Origin of the sequence: Streptomyces ipomoeae 91-03, from assembly GCF_000317595.1 — a bacterium.
GTDB lineage: Bacteria > Actinomycetota > Actinomycetes > Streptomycetales > Streptomycetaceae > Streptomyces > Streptomyces ipomoeae.
In genome coordinates, this window is record NZ_AEJC01000530.1 from 1 (window position 1) to 16,566 (window position 16,566).

Below are 16,566 nucleotides of genomic sequence, written 5' to 3' on the forward strand. Positions count from 1 at the left end.
TGGAGGTGCAGTTGTCGCTGGTGTCGTTCAGCAGCGAGCCGATGACGGGGGCGGAGGCGATGGTCTCGATGTTGAGGTCGAAGTCCGAGCCGGCGGTGGTGCTGCTGCTGTAGTCCGTCGCGGCCTTCGTCGTCGTGGTGGGGTTGTGCGGTGCCATCACGTTCTCCTCGCTGGTAGAGGTGGGTGGAATGTGCTGTGGTGCCGGCCTGGCCGTGGCGCCGCCGACGGCGTCACGGCCAGGTGATCGTGACCCGCGTATGGGGGAGGTCGACGATCCGGCCCGCGGGGAGCCGGTCGTCCGGGGTCCCCGCCGGGTGGACCTCGATGTGCGCGCGATGGGCACGGTGGTCGCTGTGCCAGACCTGGATTTCCTCCACGAGGCGGTCCGCGACTTTTTGCCCTTGCGGCCCGTGGCCGATCGCCCCCAGCTCGAACCGGTCGGGGTCCTCGGTGGGGCGCGCGGTGCGGTAGGCGAAGCTGTCACCGTCCACCAGCGTGGGGACGCCGATCGGCGACGCGGAGGCAACCAGGCCACGCTTCCGTGCGCCGATCTTGGCAGCCATCAGGGGCAGGTTGTCGAGCGCGGTCGTCAGCCACAGGTCCAGGTGCTCGGTGGACTCGTCACCGGCCACCGTGACGCCCGACCAGGTCTCTACGCGGGGCATGCCCAGGGCAGTGCGCAGGGCATCGGCGTCGGGCTCGGGGTGACCGTCCAGGCGGAGGGCGATCTCTTCTTCTTCCACCTCGTGGAGGAGGACGAGGCGTAGGCGGTTCTCGCCGGCGCCCTGCATCGGTACGAAGCCGCACAGCTCGAACCCGTCACTGATCAGCCGTTCGCCGTCGCGGACGAACGCCACCGTGCGGGTCATGCCCCGCATCCGCAGCGGCACCACCAGCCGGCCGCCCTCCTTGAGCTGGTGCACCCAGGCGGGCGGGATGTCGGCAGCCTGCACGGTGACGACGATCCGGTCGTACGGCGCGTGGCCGGGTACACCGTGCTCGCCGTCGGCGGTGACCACGGTGACGATCCGGTCGTGGCCCGTGGTTTTGAGGAAGTCCTTCGCTCGCCCGGTGACGTCGTGGTCGATGTCCATCGTGACGACGCGGCCCTGGCTGCCCACCATCTCGGCGAGGTAGGCCGCGTTCACCCCGCCGGACCCGATCTCCAGGACACTCATCCCCGGCTGGATGTCGGCCTGTTCGATCTGCATGGCCTGGATGCGCGGGGCGGACACGGAGCTGATGTGCACGCCCGTCGGGTCCGTCTTCGTGACGGCCGCGAACTCAGCCTCGTAGCACTTGGCCATCTCGACTTCGGGGGTGGCCAGGTGCCGGGGGACCGAACGGAACGCGGCCACGACGCGAGCGCTTCGCACGGCTCCCAGTTCGATCAGCCGCTCCACCATGGCATCACGCAACTGCTGCTCGGAGTCCGGGGCGTTGTCGTTGTTTCCAGTCGTCATGTCGGGGACGTTATCCACGAGCGTTCTCCTTCTCGGCGGGGTGAGCCAAGGGGGGTGAGGGTGGGTTTGGCAGGGGACGATGGCGAGGCATGAGCCGAGCGCCGGGGGAGTAACGAGGCTTACGGGGTGGCGGGAGCGATGGATACCGCGACGCCGATCACGAACCCGCACGACGCGGAGATGAGCACGATCAGCAGCGGGCCCGTGAAGCGCGCCAGCCGGGCTACGGCGCGGCCCATCACGGTTTCCACCAGGACTGCCACACTCGCCTGGTGCCGCATGTGGCCCAGCGGTCGCCGACTCCGAGCAGGTGCAGTCCGGCGACGACGTTGATCACTGGGGCGCTGCGCAGCGCTTCGCGGATGGACGACATCATGTGCCGCCTTGTTGTTGGAGATCTGGGCGCGCGCTGAGGGCAGTCCCGTGGCCGATCGTCGACGTGGCGGCGCGGACCACGACCAGCCGCGTGCTGGTTGCATCTATCTGCCGCCTCCGTTCTCGGGCGATCCGTTTGGGCCCGAGGTGACTGAGCGCGGGGATCACGGCGCCGTAGGAGTCGGGGAGTTCGAGGGCGTCGAGAAGGCCGACGAAGGCGGGCGAACGGGCGGCCAGGGTTGTCTCGCGGTCGGTGAAGACGCCGCACAGCGTCAGTTCGTGCCGACGACAGTAGTCGGCCAGGCAGTCGAGGAGCGCCGCGTGGCGGGCGAGGCCGCCGGTGATGTGGCGAACGTAGCCGAAGACCTGCGGGCCGGTGACCGGGCGTCGTTCCGTGATGAGTTCGTCGTCCATGCCCACAGCGTCGGCCGTCACGAACGGCCTTGAAATGACCTCATGTTGTACTTGCGTTGCACTTCCAGCCCCGCCCCGTCACCGAGAGTGCTTCCATACGTGACGGAGGGAGGTCGTTCGTGGTCAGCGTGCAGCAATGGACAGGCAGAGAGGCGAGCGCTCTGCGCGCCGCGCTGCGCATGAGCATGCGCGCCTTCGCCGAACACCTCGGCGTGGCCCTGCGTACGGTGGCCAAGTGGGAGAGCCTCGGTACCGAAACCCAGCCGCGGCCCGACACGCAGGCCATCCTCGACACCGCGCTCGCCCGCGCTGACTCCGCTGCGCAGACGCGGTTCGAGGACGTGCTCTTCCCGGAGCGGCGGAGCGTGAGGCCGGCGGACTACGAGACCTGGACCGAGGACATCGAACGCGCCGTGGTCTGCGTCAGCCGCCAGGACTTCCCTTTCGCCTCGACCTTGTTGAACCGCTGGCTGGGCAGCCAGGACCCGCATCAATTGGACGACAAGGGCCTCTACCTGTACAGCCGTTCCCTCGTCCTCCTCGGGGACCTCCAACGGGACCAGGGCGCGATCCTCGGCCCGCTCTCAGCCGTTCACTCGTACCGGACCGCCCACGGCATGTTCGCCGAACTCGACATCCCGCGCCGGGTGGCACAGATCGAGCTGTCCCTCGCCGTCGTGCAGGAGATGTCGGGGCGGCTCGGAGCCTCCGCCCGCCAGTACGAAATCCTCGCCGCGGACGAGCGCTTGAGCCCCAGGGACCGTGCCAGGGCCCGGCTCTGGGTGGGCACGGCGTTGAGCAAGGAAGGCAACAACGCATACGCCACCAAGGTGATGGCGGACGCCACCCATGCCTTCGAGGAACTGGGTGAGCCGGAGGACTGGTCGGTCGCCCACCAGAAATTGGCACTCGCCCACCGAGGCGCCGGCGACCTGAAGCAGGCTCTGCACTACATCGACATCGCACGCACGACCGGCACCATCGACTCCCCGATGCAGAAGGTGCGGTTGGACACCGCGTACGGGCACATCCTTCTGTCGGATGCGGCGACCCGGAATGATGGGCTGTCGGTCCTCGATGAGGCGGCACAGATGGCTCGGCAGTACAGCCTGAGCCACCAGCTGCGCAGCATCGAGGGCATCCGAAAGGGCCAGCAGCGATGAGCCAGGGAGTGCCAGTGCCGGAGCACCAGCAGCGCCAGATCACCGACGAGCAGTTCCACGACGCGACGCTCATCTGGGACTACCACCAGATGGGACACGAGATGCGCCCCTGCTCGGCGGCGATCGGCCTGGGCAGCCACGACCTGGGGGTGGCCACCACGGCCGCCGACCTCTACCGCGCCGGCCTCTTCCCCCTTGTCGTGTTCAGCGGCGGCAACAGCCCCACCACCCGCGCCCGCTTCCCGCGCGGCGAGGCCGTCCACTACCGCGAGCACGCGCTGAGCCTGGGCGTCCCGGACGAGGCGATCCTCGTTGAGTCGAAGGCGGCCAACACCGGCCAGAACATCACCTTCTCCCGCGAACTGCTGTCCGAGGCCGGTGTGGAGGTGGAGTCGCTGCTGCTGATCTCCAAGCCGTACATGGAGCGTCGCTCGTACGCGACGTGCCGCAAGCTGTGGCCCGAGGTGGAGGTCGTGTGCGCCTCCGAGCCGCTGGAGCTGGACGACTACATCAAGTCCATCGGCGACGAGAGGCTCGTCGTCGACATGCTCGTCGGCGATCTGCAGCGGGTGATCGAATACCCGAAGCTCGGCTTCGCCGTCGAGCAGGACGTACCGGGGGATGTGCATGACGCCTACGAGCGCCTCCTGGGCGCCGGTTTCGACAGCCGCCTCATCGGCAGCTGACGCGACACGCGGTGCGGCGAAGCGAGGCGTGTGCGCGATCCACCAGCCGAACCTCTTCCCGCGCCTGTCCACGCTGGCCAAGCTGTATGCCGCCGACCGGTGGATCGTCCTGGACAACGTCCAGTTCACGCGACGTGACTACCAGCACCGTGCTCGGCTCGCCTCGACGGACGACCCCGGGCAGCAGCAGTGGCTCACACTCCCCACCCACCTGCCCCATGGCCGCCCGACACTGATCAACCAGGCGCTGCTCGCCGACCCGCGCCGTTCCCGGCGTACAGTCAGCATGCTCATCCGCCAGTTCTACGGCCGCAGCCGCCACTGGCCGGCGGTGAGCGGGGTGTTGGACGCGGTCCTCGACCGGTTCGAGACCACGGACCGCGTGGCGGATCTCGCCCGAGCATCGACGATCGCCCTGCTCGATGCCCTCGGCTGGAGCGGTGAAGTGCTGCACAGCAGCGCCATCCCAACCCGTCAAAGCCGGTCCGAGCGTCTGGCGGATCTCGTCGTGGTCACTGGTAGCACCCACTACCTGTGTGGCACGGGCGGCCTGCGTTACCTCGACCACCGGCCGTTCACCGCTTACGGCATCCCTGTTGTGCCGTTCCAGACGCCCGCGAACTCGGACGACCTCCTTTGGCGCTGGGCCCGACAGGTGAGCAGCCTCTGGGCAGTGAGCGAGATCGGGACGAGAGCCCTGGCGGCCCGTCTGGCAGCCGAGCGATAACGCCGCTTCATCAGTTCGCCGGAGGCAGACAGGGAAGACCTCGAAACGACTGGTGCGCTGCAACAAGACATGTCAACGTGGATGACCTTCCGAACCCCGGGTCAACAACGGTGAGTGGCCTCTCTGCGTGCTCGCTGAGCGGAGCGGTGACACCGTTTCCGTTTGGAGACCGGCATCGAGATTCCCCGCACCCTCGACCATGGCCCTACCGGAGGGAAGACAGTGGACCTGATCACCCCAACCCAGCGCGACGAACTCTTCAACCGCTTCGAACACGATGCCTTCCACCTGGAGTTGAGGGACCACTACGGATCTCCCGTAGAGGACACGCCGTACGCGCGGTGGCAGCGGGGCGAGCCCGACGACTACGCGTGGCTCAAGCCCTGGATGGGGCTCATGAAGCGCGTCACGGGCGAGGGCAAGACCGTCAGGCGCGTGCGAGTCATCACGCAGCCTCACTCCCAGTACGTCGGCTGGGAGCACTCGTTGACCCACCTCAACCAGGAGGCCGGCGAGGACATCCGATGGCTTCCGCGGCACCAGCTGCCGGAGGGCATCACGCTCCCAGTCGACGGCAACGACTGGTGGCTGTACGACGACCGTCTCCTCGCCATCGGCCACTTCGACTCCGAGGGCCGAGTGCTGGTGTCGGAAATCGTCGAGGACCCGGACACCGTGGCCGAGTGCGTCCGCGTGCGTGACCTTCTCTGGGCCGCCGCCACCCCACACACCGAGTACAAGCCCTGACCCCTCAGCGAAGAGCCAAGCTCCGACACCACCGGCAGAATCACGACGTCAGTGACCCATCCCCGAGCCCATGGAGGCGCCCCTGCACCCGCACCACCCCAACGAGTCCCTCCGCCCTGACCTGCCGGACCCGGTGTACTGGGTCACCCCGCGTCACCTGGCCGGGGACGACGGCGTGCTCGCCGAGCGGATCGGCGACACCTTGGTCGGCCTCGGCTGGCGCATGTGGCCGACCTCCCGCAACACCCTGCTGTACGTCAGCCCGGACGGGCTGCGAGGCGCTGAATGGATCCTCGCCGCCTACCCGTTCGAGCTGGGCGGACTGCCGGTGGCCTGGCAGCTGAGCGCTCGCTCGCATGCCGGCTCCGTGATGACGGAGTGGAACGCGTACTTCACCGCCGGCGTTCCGCACGAGGCGCTCGCCGATCTCCTCGTGGCGATCGGCAGGCGCAAGACGCCCGACGTCGGCTTCGAGGGGCCCGAGACCGTCCTCAACGCGCTCTGTGCCCGCGGCTGGATCCGCGACATGGACCGCCCCCGCACCACCGCCACGGACCTCGGGTTCTCCTGCAGCGTCTCCCTGGAGATGCTGCCACCGCTGATCGAGGACGCCGACCCGCGTCCTGACCTGGTGGGCTGGCAGGCGTGGGCAGACCCCGTTCCCGGCGCACCGTACCTGTGGTGCGCCAGCTTCAGCGCCAGCGTCCCCCATGATCTGGTCGCCGTGTTCGCCTCCTCGCTCGCCTCTCCTGCCCCGGTGCCGCGCCGCACCGTGCCCGAGAGCACCGAGGGTCGGCTCACCGTCATCCGCCGCAGCTGACGGCCTCTACCCCATTGGAGCCGCTGGTGTGCGGCTCGTTCGCCAGTCTCTCCCAGCAGTCGCACGTTTTCCGCCCCCGCCAGATGACAGAGAGGAAGAGATCTTGTTCTTTCGACGTGCTCGTGAGGACCGCGCATTCCGTGAGGCCCAGCGTGCGGGTTTCGCTCTGCTCCTGCAGCTGCAGGCCACGCAGCCGTGGCCCGACTTCTCCGAGCAGACCGCACCGGCTCCGGTTGCGGAGGAATCGGTGACGCCAGACTTCCTGCCGCCGGACTTGCGGGTGCCGTCGCGGCAGGAGGTGGCCGGGGTGATGATGCGCTGGCTGCCGCCGCTCGTCATTGGTGGCGAGGTCCGCACGTGGTCACGACTCAGAAGGTGCTCGTCGCCCGGCTGGGCGACGAGCAGTGGAGCCAACTGCTGACCTTCGCCGCCGGCGGGCGCAGCAGCATCGTCAAGCACACGGCCGTCCGCACCGGGACGGTGGTCGTCGTGACCTCCGGCAGCCCCGGCCTTGTCGATGCCCACGTGCGCAAGGCGGTCGCCAAGGCCACGGTGGTCAGGTCTGCGGGGTGAACAGGCAGCCGCTTCAGTCCTGCCGCAACGGCGGCCCACTGGGTGGGCCGCCGTTGGTGTGCGTCCAGTCAGTTGTTGTCGTGCTCGGCGCGGTATTCGAGGCCGGTTCGTGCGGCGACGATCTTGACCAGGCGCTCGTATTCCGCGTAGTCCTCGTCGGTCATGGTGGCGTAGATGTTGCTGCATGAGCCGTCGGGGAGTTGGTCGACGTACTTCATGAACAGGTCGACGAGGGCCTTCTGCATCTCATGGGTTTCCCGCGCCCACTCGTTCTCAAGCCGTCGCTGGGCCTTCGCGGCGGTTATCTCTGCCGGGGTAGCGGTGCAGATCAGATCGTGCTCGGCGGTGGTGAACGCAGTCCCATTGCGGCGATACAGGAGCGATGGGTCATCGGGGCGGATGCTGTCCACTTCGGTGAGGAGGACGACGACGTGGGGGCGGACAGAGGGCTGGGGCATGGGCGGTTCCTTGTGCGGTGTCGTGTGATCGGTATCGGTGATGGTGGCGCCGGCGTAGGGGTGTTCAGCGCCGCCGGCTCTGGGGTTCCTGCGGGCGCGGAGCGGCGGGATGTGCTGCGGCGTGGCTGGCGTTGGCTGCCTGGGCTCGTGGGCCGGGTGCACGTCGTTCGCCGAGGCGGCGGATGCGCCAGGTCAGTGCTCGTGCGGGGCTGTGGGCGTCGTCGAGCGTGCGCTGGCGGAGGGCCTGGTCGAGGACCGTGGTCGCGTTGTGTCCGGCTGCTTCCGCGTCGGCGAGCACAGTGGCGAGGGCCTCCCAGGCGGGGTCGGCCAGGATGCGTTCGGCGTGCTCGGGGACCGTCTGTTGGAGGTGGTGGGCGTAGCGGCGTTGAGTCTGCGGGCTGGGTGCCCGGCTGGCGAGACCAGTCAGGACCGGTCCGGTGATCTGCGCGTACGCGGCCTGCAGGTGGATGAGGGTCTGCTCTGCTGCCGCCTGCTGCTGGGCGTGCTGACGGGTACGGTGCCAGTGCATCGCGTAGGCGACCGCGGTGAGCGCGACGTCCAGCAGCATCGCCAGCCCGGCCCCGTCCCCATGCCGTGCGGGGTCCTTCCAGATCGCCTGGACGCTGCGACGCAGGACGCGGGCGCTGGCGTGGTCGGCGGCGATGCGGGAGCGGGTGGCGCGCTCGAAGGCAACGGCGGCACGTTCGAGTTCTGCACGCACCGCGGCCGGGACGGTGAGTGGGAGCAGGTCGAGTGCTCCGCCGAGCGCGGCCAGCTGGCCCTGGGCCACTGCGGCGTTGCTGCGGGCCAGATGGTGGGGGATGCGTTCGGTGGCGGCGGTGGCCTGGTGCCAGGGGTTGCCCGGCCGGACAGCCACGGGCTCGGGGCTGGTGGTGGCGAGGCGTTGGCGGATCTTGGGCAGGGAGAGGTCGGGTGCGAGGGTGGAACCGGCGTAGAACACGGGCTCGCCCTTGTCGTTGGTGTCGCCGGGCAGGGCGAAGTTGCAGCCGAGGGCGTCGCCGGACGGGCCGAGCTTGAGGCGCACGGTCACACCCGTGGCCTCCAACAGGGCGAAGAACTCGGCCTCGGTGGAGGCGGCGGCCATCGCGCGGCGGACGCGCAAGCGCAGGATCTCGCGGGACGTGGCGTCCTGGCCCAGGCGCTTGGCCTTGAAGTGCTCCTTGCTGGTGGGGCGCTTGGCCGCGGTGCCGTCGCCCGGCTTCAACCGGCGGAGCCCGTAGTCGATTTCGATCTGGCGGGCTTCGCGCTGGACGGCGCGGATGTCGTAGTCGCGCTGGGGTCGGCGGCCGTCCTGGCGGACGAGGGTGGCGGCGATGTGGATGTGGTCGTCGGCGTGGCGGACGGCCACCCAGCGGCAGGCTTCCTCGTCTCCTTCGGGGGCGATGCCGGCGGCGGACACGATTTGGCGGGCGATGTCCGCCCACTGGGCGTCGGTGAGGATCGGGTCTTCGGGTGCGGCACGGACGGGGCAGTGCCACACGGTGTACTTGGGTGCCTTGTCGCCCAGCATCTTCACGGGCTGGTCGAGCTGTGCGGCGAGCTGGTCCTCCACTTCCTTCGGGTCGCGGTGGGGGCTGCGGCCGGGATCGGGGGCGAAGTCGTTCCAGGAGGCCACCAGGTGCGGGTCGATGTGCTCGTTGGCCCGGCCCTTGCCGAAGAGGTAGCCGATCGTGCGGCGCGTGGCGTGAGGCCCCTTGCCGAGGATGATCTTCGGGATCAACGGCTCACCGCGCCTCTGTGATCTGGGCGACGGCGATGTCCAGGCCGGCGATGGACGCCTCGACACGGTCCAGGAGCCGTTGGACGGTGTCAGGGTGGGGCCAGGCGCCGTCCTGGTTGAGGTGCCGGGTGAGCTGGTTGAGGTTGCTGCCGACCTTGCCGAGCTGCCCGTTGGCGGCCATAAGCGCCTTCACCATGGCGCGGTAGTCGGCGACGGCCGCGGTGGGGTCCTCGGCGCGCGCAGCGGCGAGCGCGCACTCGGCGACGTAGCCGCCGGGCTTCATGCGGCTCAGGGCAGCGGCTTTCTGGACGAGGTCGAACTCGTCGTCGTTGTAACGGGGATGGACACGGCGCTCGCGCAGCTGCTTGTCACGCAGACGGCGACGCGACGCAGACTGGAGCGGCACGTTCGACGACGACTCACTGCCCCCTCCCTCGGTCGGCTCCCCCGGGCCGGCAGACCCCGGTGTCCCTGCGCCGGGTGCCTCCGCACCCTCCAGGGCGGAGGCCGGATAAGGACTCCTTATCCGACAACTTGCTGGCGCGTGGGTTGTTGGAGTGGGGGTCGTCTCCTGCTGGATGGTGGGGACATGGTGGTGCTGATGCATCAGATGGTTCTCCATGGGGAGTTGGGGACAGTTCCCTGCTCAGAGCAGGTACGAGAGGAGTCGGCGATGTCCGTACGACTCGTCACGGGACGACCACTCGTCCCGGCACTGACCTGCGCGGGGACGAGTGGTACGGGTCAGGAGGAAACGGAGGGGAGCAGCCCTGGCGGCTCACCAAGCGCCGACGGCGGCCTCGTCGAGTTCGTCCTGCAGGATGTCCTTTATCGCTTCCGCGTCGGCCCTGCTGATGGACAGGCCCTTCCCTCGAATCGTCGCTTCGATGTGGCGGCGCGAGGCACGCCCTCCGCGTCCCAGTGGTGCGGTGCGGGCGATGGCGAGGAGTTCGGCTGACACGGTGTGGAGCTTCTGGCCTTCTGACCTGGCGGAAGGATGCGAGGACTCCGCCACATTGGGGGCACGGTCCGCCACATCGGCATAACCCTGCGCCACGTCGACATCGGCTGTCTCCAGCGCACCATGATCGACCTCGGTGGGGGCAGCGGACTGGCCTCCGTCGGTGCCGTTGTGGCCGTGGTCGGCAGGGTTGTGGCGTTCCGTGGAGTCCGCCTCCAGGGCGTGAGCTGAGGGGTGGCGGCGGATGACGAGGTAGAGGTGAACCGCGCCGGCCAGGGCTAGCGGGGCGAGGGCGGACAGAGCACCGACGGTGAAGTTGTCCAGGTGCAGGCCGTCCGGACGGGTCTGCTGGTTGAGACGGATGGCGTGCAGGGCGTTGGCCCCGATGCTCACCCCGGTGGCCAGACCGACGAGTGTCCCTACGTACATGCGGGAGCGCAGCGCGGCGGTGCGCAGCATGAGCTGGGCGCCTATGCCGATGGCGATGAAGCCGTCGATCACGAGCGGGAAGGTGTAGGTGAGCAGCCCGCGGATGTGGATGGCGACGGCCATCTGCCGCAGGGCATCGTATGAGAGGGCGAACGCCACTGTGGCGAGCAGGCCGATGCCGAGGCGGATCGCGGCGGTGCCCGGTATGGCGGAGGTATCGGTGGGGGCGGTGCGAGGGGTCAAGCGGAGGCGCTCCAGGTGGTTTGGGCGGCGGCCACGCGCGCGGGAGGCGTGGCCGCCGTGATGTGGGTGACTCGTACCACTCGTCGCGAGCCTGGTCAGGGCAGGTACGAGAGGCCGAGCTGATACGAGAGGACTCGTCGCGGTCACGGCACTCGTCGCGGGCCTGACCTGCGACGCGACGAGTGGGACGCGTCGCTACCGAACCAGGCCCGAATCTTGCGGAGCGCTTTCGTCGCCGCTCTCGGGCGTCCGGTCCTGCGAGCAGTAGCGAGCCCAGGCGTCGGCGAAGCGGGCGCGGGCGAACCCCTTGGCCTGCCGCCCGCCGTCGAAGCGGTGCGTGGCCGACCTGATACCGAAGTCCCTCAGCAGCAGCCCCAGGTGGCGTGGGGTCAGACCGTTGGTGCCGTACTCGGCCCAGGGCGCCTCGTGATCGTTGACGAGGTCGTGCAGCAGGTCGCTGGTGCGCAGGATGTCGGGATCCTCGCGGCGGGCGAAGGCGCGGCGGATGTCCTGCAGCAGACGGGTCTTCAGGTTCGCCTCGTCGTCCTGGCCTTCTTCCGCCGTACACATCGCCGCGCATGCCGCCCGCGCATGCTCGGGCCATGTGCCGCCGGCCAGGTCTGCCACGATCACCAGCGGCTCCCAGGTGTCGGCTGCCCGGTCCTTGACCGGCATCGGCGGCACCAGGTCAGCAGCGGTGTCCATCAAGGGGCGCAGCCACGCGGTCAGCCGGTCACGCACCTCGTGCAGGGCGGGGATGTCGCGGCGGGAGCGGAACTGCTCCACCCGCTCCCCGTCCTTGCGGCGCTGCATGCGGATCACCACCGCCCGGTCCATGATCGTGTCCGGGAGATCGCCGATGCCTGCGAGCGCGGCCATGGCGAAGGTGGGGAACGCCTGCGGCTTGTGCTCCGGACCGGAGATCCGCAGGGCGGGCCGGTTGCGCTGGTGACCGGCGTTGAGCAGGCCGCGCAGCTCCTCGTTCTTTTCGGCGGCCTTGATGCTGCCGAAGATGGTGTCGGCCTCGTCGACCAGCAGGGTGGGCGGGTCGTCGCCGATGGCGCGGAAGACCACCGCCGAGCTGGTGTTGACTGTGATCAGCGGTTCCCGGACCGTCTCCGTGATCACATCCAGCAGGCGGGACTTGCCGCACCGCTTCGCCGGCCCCACCACCGCCAGGCGCGGGGCGTGCTGCAGGGCGGGCTGGATGTGCGTAGCCGCCACCCACAGCGTGACGGCGGTCAGCGCCTCGCCGCTGGGCAGGATCACGTACCGCGCGATGGCTTCCCGCAGCTCGTCCAGCAACTGCGCACCTTCCGCTGCCTGCTGCGGCTCTTCGTCCTCGGTGGACAAGGGTTCCGGGTCCAGGTGCGGGCTCTGGCCGGGGACGGCAACCGGCGGCCAGGTGGGCGTAGGAGATGCGATGGGGGTGGTAGAGGACGTAGGTTCGTCCACAGGCGTTCCTCCCTGGTGGGCCGGACGGGCAAGGCCCGGCCCACCGGTTCGATCGTTCAAGGGCGATGGGGCAGGGACTGTGCGGCTCTCGGCGGTGGCTCGCCGAGAGCCGTTTCGCTGTCCCGGCAGGGCCGCTTCAGGCCGCGAGGCCGTACACGGACTGGGCGTTCACCCAGGCGTCCACCTCGGACCAGCGGTAACGAAGGTGACGGCCGACCTTGTGCACGTTGGGACCGATGCCCCGGTACTTCCACTGGTAGAGGGTCTTCACCGGCACCCCGAGGTACTCGGCGACCTCCACTGGGGTGGCCAGCGGGCCGCGCTTGGCGGCCTCGGCGGTGGCAGCGGGATTGGTGCGGCGGGGAGAAGGGTTCGGCACAGGGCTCCTTTTCGGTCTTGGACAGCGGACCTGGACAACACAGCCACACCTCGGGCGAAGAAGTCCAGAGCTGGTTCAAGAATCCTGTAGTAATTCCTTCGGTGCGGCCGGTTGGGGCATAACCGTAAGGGCCAATCCCCGGTTGCCGAAATCACTCACGACAAACCAGAAATTCCACGGGCCGCTGCGGGGCCAGACGTATACCTCACAACCCTGCCGTCGCGTTCCGAACGACCGCTCAGGCACACGGCGACAGGCATCGCCACAGCTAGATACACCACCGAGCGGACACGAAATGGCTACAGCCCGCCCAACAGACACTCAAGCACATACATTCCTAAATCGCCCATATCGCACGCGCGGAGGGAAGTTAGCACGACACCTCCCCGAAATGAAATGCCGCGCACGGTGGATTACTGAGACGAGCACCACTCGCCCTCCGAGCAACTTCTTTAGGGTTTGTGAACCAACTCTTGCCATTACGCCCGGCGGCAAGTTACAGCTAACTGTCATGGCAACTCGACCCGTCGAAATTGGCCCCTCCGGCCTCCACACCGCCCGCGCCATCGAGCGCCTACGCCTCGCGCGCGGCCTGACCCAGCAACAGCTCGCCGCCCGCTGCACCACCCTGGGCCGCCCCATGACCAACACCGCCCTCAGCCGCACCGAACGTGCCCGCCGTCGCTGCGACGTCGACGACCTCGTGGCAATCGCCACCGCCCTCGGCATTTCCCCCGCAGCCCTGCTGCCCTTGTGGCCCGCCTACACGGCCGCGTCCGATACCGCCGCCCTGCCCCTCAACCTCCAGGAGGCCCTTCTTGGCTGATGTGTACGACCGCTGGCACAAGACGTTCCCGAAGCCGGGCGAGGAGGAGTGCCTCGAGCACAAGGGCAAGGTCCCCACAGCCGATCACGGCAGGGGCAAGCGGTGGCAGGTCCGTTACCGCGACCTCCTCGGCCAACAGCGGAAGGAGAACTTCGACCGCAAGACCGACGCCGAGAAGGCAGCCGCAGCCGTTGGAACCAAGCTGCACGACGGCACGTACATAGACCCGAACGCCGGCAAGAAGACGCTCAGGACCTACGCCCGCGAGTGGGTCGAGGCACGGAGCGTCGGCATGGGCACCGGTGACGCCTACGAGGGCGTCGTCCGCAACCACATCGAGCCGCATCTGGGCCACCTGGAGATCCGCACCCTCAACCGCCCCTCCCTGATCCAGGGTTGGGTGAAAAAGCTGCAGAGCGCAGGACTGGAAGCGTCCACCATCGGCTGGATCAACTCGGTCCTCTCAGCAGTCCTGGACGCCGCCGTCGAAGACGGGCTGCTGCCCAAGAACCCCTGTAAGTCCAGCTCGGTCAAGCTCCCGACCGTGACCAAGAAGAAGGTCATCCCGTGGAGCCTGGAGCGCGTGCACGCGGTGACGGCCGCGCTGCCCCCACGCTTCCGGTGCGGCGGAAAGCTGTCCTTCGGGTGCGGGCTCCGGCAGGGCGAGGTGTTCGGCTTCGCCGAGGACCAGGTCGACTTCGAGCGCGGCGTGGTCCACGTCAACCGGCAGATCAAGCTGGTCCGCTCGAAGATGGTGTTCGCGCTACCCAAGGGCAACCGTCTCCGCACAGTCCCCATGCCGGACGCGCTCGCCGAGGCGTTCAAGGCCCACGTGAAGGAGTTCCCGCCGGTCGAGGTCACGCTCCCGTGGGCCGAACCCGACGGCGAGGAGCGCACGTTCCGCCTGCTGTTCACCGACGAGCAGGGGCGTGCGTACCACCGCAGCGTCTTCAACCAGTACACATGGAAGGGTGCCCTCGCCGCCGCCGGCGTCATCCCGCCCCGTGAGAAGGGCTCCCCGCGCTTCGCTGCGGCACCCGACGACGGCATGCACGCCTACCGCCACGCCTACGCGTCGGTCCTCCTCGACGCGGGCGAGAGCATCAAGGCGCTGTCCGAGTACCTCGGCCACTCGGACCCCGGCTTCACGCTGCGCACGTACACGCACCTGATGCCGAACAGCGAGTCCCGTACGCGTCGGGCGATGGACGCGGTGCTCGCCCAAACGGGCACAACGGCGACCGCTGCCACCGCTGCAGAGAACCCCGAGGGCACACCGGCTGAGGCGAAACCTTCCGGCATGTGCCCTGCGTGTGCCCTCGCGGCCTGACGGCAACGCCCGGCGCGCAACCAACACTGACCGGCAATCGCCCCAACACGGACCGTATTAGCAGGTCACAGCCCAATCGCCCGCCCTTGAGCCCTCACCCCTGGCACTACACCGCCACCAGCGGAGCGTCTTCCCTCCATTTGAGGATCTTGTCGAAGCTCACGACTGCGCCGCGGCCCGGCTTGTTGCCGATGTGGACGTGGTCGGCGAGTTCGCGGATGAGGCAGAGGCCGCGGCCGTTCTCGGCGTCGGTGTGGGCCGGGCGGACGGGTGGGCGGTGCGGGAAGCCGGGGCCGGAGTCGGCGACCTCGATACGGCACTTCTCGCCGTCGAGATAGGCGGTGACCCGGTACGCCTCCGAGGTGCCGTCCGTGGAGTGGGCGCCGCCGTGTTCGACCACGTTGGCACAGGCCTCGCTGAGGGCGACGGAGAGGTCGTAGGAGACGTCCGGGTCGACGCCCGCGGTCTCCATCGTGCCGAGCAGCAGACGCCGGGCGAGCGGTACGCTCGCAGCCTCACGCCGCAAATGGAGTGACCACCAGATGCTCATGCTCCAGCCTCCCGGCCGCGGCTCGACATACCGTTACGTATTGCCACGCGACCCGCCCCGCAATCGCCCGGAACCGGCCCCACCGCCCGAACGGCGGATGCGTAACGATCATGACCGGTGTATGCGAGCAAGGTTTCACGTGAAACCTCCGGCCGATCGAGGGGCGCGGGCTGTATCGATGCGGCTCCGACGCGTGGGCGCGATCCAATAACCGGATTCGCGCCCGCCAAACGTGAGAAATCCCCCACTCTTGGGGCGCGCAACGCCCACCTGAACGCACGCCACCCGTCTCGCGTACCTCCCCCTATGAACCCGGCGTATCAAGCGGAGCGCCCCGGTGCGATGATGAGCCAGCCATGACTGCCCCCCACCCCCGCCGGCCGCGCGCACTGCGTCCGCCGCGCGCCGGAGGCGATCGCACTGGAGGCGATCACGACCTCCGGGTTCTGCGGGCCGCGGTGTTCGCCGCGGCCTGCGTCGTGCTGGCCGGGGCCGGTCACGCGCTCGCGTCGTGCGCGACGATCCCGCTGTGGAGTCTCGGCGCCGGATTCGCCGGCGTCTTCGCCGTGGCGGCCGTCCTGGCGGGCCGGGAGCGCTCGCTGCCGGGCATCTCGGCGCTGCTGGCCGTCGGCCAGACCGTGCTGCACGCCCTCTTCGGGCTGAGCCAGCACGGCATGGCATCCGCCGCGTCGTCGAGGGCCGCCGAGACCATGGACGCGGCCCTCGTCGAACGCGCCGCCCAGTTCGTGTGCGGCACGACCGCCGCGGCGCTGAGCCCCGCACAGGCTCGGCGCATCCTCGTCGACGCCGGGCTCGGCACACACATCACGCACCCGGCGGACGCCATGACGACCGCGGTCGACTCCTCGGGGTCCGTCCTGCCGTCGCTGCCCATGCTGCTCGGCCATGTGCTCGCGGCCGTCGCCACCGGGTGGGTGCTCCGTCACGGCGACCTCGCGCTGCTGCGCCTCGTCCGGCTGTCGGGCCAAGAGGCCCACGAGCCGCTCGTACGCTCCCTGCGCGCGGCGCTCGCGCTGGCGCGGACCCTGCGCTGGGGACTCCCGGACGCGCCGGACGCCGTCTCGCGCGCCCCGCGCACCCCGTACGCGGCGCCACCCGCCCTGTGTACCACCGCCCTTCAGCACACCGTGATCCGGCGCGGCCCGCCGACCGCCGAGCTCGCCCTCGCCGCCTGACACGACGCGCCACTCACTCCACGCACGCCT

The 16,566-nt window shown here is 69.2% G+C and carries 19 protein-coding genes; 9 read left to right on the forward strand and 10 right to left on the reverse strand.

Annotation, left to right across the window (positions count from 1 at the left end):
* Positions 1–230: 230 nt before the first annotated feature.
* The 3 genes from fxlM to STRIP9103_RS34355 all read right to left on the reverse strand — a co-directional run bounded on the left by fxlM (position 231) and on the right by STRIP9103_RS34355 (position 2,252).
* Positions 231–1,463: a methyltransferase, FxLD system gene (gene fxlM / locus STRIP9103_RS34345; protein WP_048821496.1), complete on the reverse strand. Its 1,233-nt coding sequence runs from the start codon at positions 1,461–1,463 to the stop codon at positions 231–233.
* A 238-nt stretch (positions 1,464–1,701) separates the two neighbouring features.
* Entirely contained in the window at positions 1,702–1,839 is a 138-nt protein-coding gene (locus STRIP9103_RS50275) for a hypothetical protein (protein ID WP_158696935.1), read from the reverse strand.
* Positions 1,836–2,252 carry a hypothetical protein gene (locus STRIP9103_RS34355; RefSeq protein ID WP_048821511.1) on the reverse strand — a complete coding sequence of 139 codons (417 nt, stop codon included), beginning with the start codon at positions 2,250–2,252 and terminating at the stop codon, positions 1,836–1,838. The genes STRIP9103_RS50275 and STRIP9103_RS34355 overlap by 4 nt, the downstream gene beginning before the upstream one ends.
* Before the next feature lie 119 nt (positions 2,253–2,371).
* Here STRIP9103_RS34355 and STRIP9103_RS34360 point away from each other — a divergent pair, with 119 nt between their 5' ends.
* The 6 genes from STRIP9103_RS34360 (at position 2,372) to STRIP9103_RS34385 (ending at position 6,968) form a co-directional block, all read left to right on the forward strand.
* Positions 2,372–3,415 carry a helix-turn-helix domain-containing protein gene (locus STRIP9103_RS34360; protein WP_009329238.1) on the forward strand — a complete coding sequence of 348 codons (1,044 nt, stop codon included), beginning with the start codon at positions 2,372–2,374 and terminating at the stop codon, positions 3,413–3,415.
* Complete coding sequence (locus STRIP9103_RS34365; protein ID WP_048821497.1) at positions 3,412–4,101, forward strand: YdcF family protein; 690 nt, start codon at positions 3,412–3,414, stop codon at positions 4,099–4,101. The genes STRIP9103_RS34360 and STRIP9103_RS34365 overlap by 4 nt, the downstream gene beginning before the upstream one ends.
* 28 nt (positions 4,102–4,129) lie before the next feature.
* Entirely contained in the window at positions 4,130–4,828 is a 699-nt protein-coding gene (locus tag STRIP9103_RS34370; protein WP_009329309.1) for a WbqC family protein, read from the forward strand.
* A 162-nt stretch (positions 4,829–4,990) separates the two neighbouring features.
* Entirely contained in the window at positions 4,991–5,575 is a 585-nt protein-coding gene (locus STRIP9103_RS34375) for a DUF6879 family protein (protein WP_234022377.1), read from the forward strand.
* Between the two features lie 70 nt (positions 5,576–5,645).
* Positions 5,646–6,395 (forward strand): SPDY domain-containing protein, encoded by a 750-nt coding sequence (locus STRIP9103_RS34380; protein WP_009329258.1) that lies wholly within the window; start codon positions 5,646–5,648, stop codon positions 6,393–6,395.
* Between the two features lie 357 nt (positions 6,396–6,752).
* Positions 6,753–6,968: a hypothetical protein gene (locus STRIP9103_RS34385; RefSeq protein WP_009329241.1), complete on the forward strand. Its 216-nt coding sequence runs from the start codon at positions 6,753–6,755 to the stop codon at positions 6,966–6,968.
* A 68-nt stretch (positions 6,969–7,036) separates the two neighbouring features.
* On the opposite strand, the gene STRIP9103_RS34390 is transcribed toward STRIP9103_RS34385, so the two are convergent.
* The 6 genes from STRIP9103_RS34390 to STRIP9103_RS47465 form a co-directional block, all read right to left on the reverse strand.
* Positions 7,037–7,426 carry a hypothetical protein gene (locus tag STRIP9103_RS34390; RefSeq protein WP_048821498.1) on the reverse strand — a complete coding sequence of 130 codons (390 nt, stop codon included), beginning with the start codon at positions 7,424–7,426 and terminating at the stop codon, positions 7,037–7,039.
* Between the two features lie 64 nt (positions 7,427–7,490).
* Positions 7,491–9,167, reverse strand: coding sequence for a relaxase family protein (locus tag STRIP9103_RS34395; RefSeq protein ID WP_009329235.1), 1,677 nt, complete (start codon positions 9,165–9,167; stop codon positions 7,491–7,493).
* A gap of 4 nt (positions 9,168–9,171) precedes the next feature.
* Positions 9,172–9,573 carry a plasmid mobilization protein gene (locus STRIP9103_RS34400; protein ID WP_009329280.1) on the reverse strand — a complete coding sequence of 134 codons (402 nt, stop codon included), beginning with the start codon at positions 9,571–9,573 and terminating at the stop codon, positions 9,172–9,174.
* Positions 9,574–9,945: 372 nt separating this feature from the next.
* Positions 9,946–10,800, reverse strand: a complete 855-nt coding sequence (locus tag STRIP9103_RS34405; protein WP_009329284.1) for a DUF2637 domain-containing protein — start codon at positions 10,798–10,800, stop codon at positions 9,946–9,948.
* A 195-nt stretch (positions 10,801–10,995) separates the two neighbouring features.
* Positions 10,996–12,255, reverse strand: a complete 1,260-nt coding sequence (locus STRIP9103_RS34410) for a DUF3631 domain-containing protein (RefSeq protein WP_009329246.1) — start codon at positions 12,253–12,255, stop codon at positions 10,996–10,998.
* 136 nt (positions 12,256–12,391) lie between these two features.
* Complete coding sequence (locus STRIP9103_RS47465; protein ID WP_009329228.1) at positions 12,392–12,634, reverse strand: helix-turn-helix transcriptional regulator; 243 nt, start codon at positions 12,632–12,634, stop codon at positions 12,392–12,394.
* A gap of 511 nt (positions 12,635–13,145) precedes the next feature.
* Between STRIP9103_RS47465 and STRIP9103_RS47470 the strand changes: the two genes are divergently transcribed.
* On the forward strand, positions 13,146–13,460 hold the full coding sequence (locus STRIP9103_RS47470) for a helix-turn-helix domain-containing protein (protein ID WP_009329297.1): 315 nt from the start codon (positions 13,146–13,148) through the stop codon (positions 13,458–13,460).
* Complete coding sequence (locus STRIP9103_RS34425; protein ID WP_009329293.1) at positions 13,453–14,790, forward strand: tyrosine-type recombinase/integrase; 1,338 nt, start codon at positions 13,453–13,455, stop codon at positions 14,788–14,790. Before STRIP9103_RS47470 ends, STRIP9103_RS34425 begins: the two co-directional genes overlap by 8 nt.
* Positions 14,791–14,896: 106 nt before the next feature.
* Here the strand turns inward: STRIP9103_RS34425 and STRIP9103_RS34430 are convergent, their stop codons facing one another.
* Positions 14,897–15,340 (reverse strand): ATP-binding protein, encoded by a 444-nt coding sequence (locus tag STRIP9103_RS34430; RefSeq protein ID WP_009329215.1) that lies wholly within the window; start codon positions 15,338–15,340, stop codon positions 14,897–14,899.
* Between the two features lie 356 nt (positions 15,341–15,696).
* On the opposite strand from STRIP9103_RS34430, the gene STRIP9103_RS34435 reads away from it, so the two are divergent.
* Entirely contained in the window at positions 15,697–16,536 is an 840-nt protein-coding gene (locus tag STRIP9103_RS34435) for a hypothetical protein (RefSeq protein WP_009329303.1), read from the forward strand.
* Positions 16,537–16,566: the final 30 nt, after the last annotated feature.

Coding starts and splice junctions, on each gene's coding strand:
- fxlM (WP_048821496.1), bottom strand. CDS start 1,463: ATGACGACTGGAAACAACGACAACGCCCCGGACTCCGAGCAGCAGTTG.
- STRIP9103_RS50275 (WP_158696935.1), bottom strand. CDS start 1,839: ATGATGTCGTCCATCCGCGAAGCGCTGCGCAGCGCCCCAGTGATCAAC.
- STRIP9103_RS34355 (WP_048821511.1), bottom strand. CDS start 2,252: ATGGACGACGAACTCATCACGGAACGACGCCCGGTCACCGGCCCGCAG.
- STRIP9103_RS34365 (WP_048821497.1), top strand. CDS start 3,412: ATGAGCCAGGGAGTGCCAGTGCCGGAGCACCAGCAGCGCCAGATCACC.
- STRIP9103_RS34380 (WP_009329258.1), top strand. CDS start 5,646: ATGGAGGCGCCCCTGCACCCGCACCACCCCAACGAGTCCCTCCGCCCT.
- STRIP9103_RS34390 (WP_048821498.1), bottom strand. CDS start 7,426: ATGCCCCAGCCCTCTGTCCGCCCCCACGTCGTCGTCCTCCTCACCGAA.
- STRIP9103_RS47470 (WP_009329297.1), top strand. CDS start 13,146: ATGGCAACTCGACCCGTCGAAATTGGCCCCTCCGGCCTCCACACCGCC.
- STRIP9103_RS34430 (WP_009329215.1), bottom strand. CDS start 15,340: ATGAGCATCTGGTGGTCACTCCATTTGCGGCGTGAGGCTGCGAGCGTA.
- STRIP9103_RS34435 (WP_009329303.1), top strand. CDS start 15,697: ATGACTGCCCCCCACCCCCGCCGGCCGCGCGCACTGCGTCCGCCGCGC.